The following is a 1,433-nucleotide window of genomic DNA, read 5'->3' as shown; positions in this document are numbered from 1 at the left end:
ATCGGCCCAGATCCGCGAAATTTTAATCAGCGAGTCAGCTTGGGAAGAAATGACCTGCTTATTCGCACCTTCCCTAGTAGTGGCATCGATCACACGAAAACTAAAACGATGTCACCGCAAACGAATGGGATCTGCGAGCAGTTTGATAAGGCGATCCTGAACGAGTTTTATCAGGTGGCTTTTCGCAACAAGTTAATCAAACGCTGGAGACGCGGCAAAATGATCAGGATGAGTGGCTGTCTTACAACAATGAACGAACTCATCAGGGCAAAATGTGCAACGGCAGAACGTCAGTTGAAACTGATCTGATCCAGTAGTTCTGTACACCGCGCTAAGTGAGTAAAATCACATAACGATACAACAACGTTACCCTACATAATCCCAAACTAATTTATCGTTGGAAACGCGAGTTATCCGTGAAGATGATAGAGCTTCTACGCGAGATCCTTTCCAACTGAGTCTGTTCGATGCTCTGTTATACCAATATCTTTGGAAACGCCCTTCGATGGTAGCTTGTTGCTTCTATCAACATTCATACACTTTTGTGAAAAAAATTTCCTGTGTATTTATCGGTATAGCATAAAGTCCATAATCAAATTAAAACGCTACCTAGTACAAAATTGCCTATTATTTAACCTTGACACTACCAATATGCACTGATCTGATATATATTGATTTAATGTATATTTTGCAGGCGATTTTTATGAAAAGTGCACTACTGCGGATCATCACCAACCAGAGCGCGTTTCCTTCATTGACGGAAATATCCTTGACGGGTCATAGCAACATCTCAGGGACAAACGGAGCAGGAAAAACCTCATCTCTTGTTCTGGTTCCTGTTTTTTATGGGATTGACCCTCAGTATATGGTCAGAGAAAAGCCTAAAACCTTTCTGGATTTCTATCTTTCTAAAGCACGTAGTTTTGTCATTTTTGAATATCAACGACAAGATCAGATCTCCTGTGTCGTGCTTTACAGACATAACAACACGTTGCATTACAGGTTTGTCAAAGGGGACGCCGATTCCACTTTATTTACAGAACAGAGCAAAATGAAGCTGAATAATGCGGAAAATATTGATTGCTGGCTCTCGGAAGACATCGCTCAGATAACAGAAGTGTCCCGGCAGATCAAAACCATCAAGGATTACTGCGCAATTATCCAGCACAACTTGTCGCACCTATCCCCGATTAAAGCTCGACAGTCAGGACTCAAGGATATTGCTGATAAATTCTCTCTGTGCCGTCCAGGGAAATCAATGAGGCACATTGAACGCTTAACGTCCGTCATGCACAAAAAAACAAAATTGATGGAGGGGTTAAAAGACATGGTTGCAGATTGCTTTATTGACAGTCAGCTAAATAACTGATCCCAATAGTGCTACACCTTCGCTGTGCCATAGCCATTCCCCGGGAAAGGAGACACGGTATCCA

Annotated in this window: 1 protein-coding gene and 1 pseudogene; both read left to right on the top strand. The window is 42.1% G+C overall.

Annotated elements, in window-relative coordinates:
• Nucleotides 1-84 precede the first annotated feature (84 nt).
• Nucleotides 85-317: pseudogene (locus tag V6E55_RS25400) on the top strand (IS481 family transposase); the annotation flags it as partial.
• A gap of 386 nt (nucleotides 318-703) precedes the next feature.
• Entirely contained in the window at nucleotides 704-1,369 is a 666-nt protein-coding gene (locus V6E55_RS25395) for an ATP-binding protein (protein WP_163138160.1), read from the top strand.
• Nucleotides 1,370-1,433 lie beyond the last annotated feature (64 nt).

This window comes from Enterobacter sp. 342 (assembly GCF_036663495.1).
Taxonomy (GTDB): domain Bacteria; phylum Pseudomonadota; class Gammaproteobacteria; order Enterobacterales; family Enterobacteriaceae; genus Enterobacter.
Note: the sequence above shows the minus strand (reverse complement) of the source record. Positions and strands in the feature narration are given on the sequence as shown.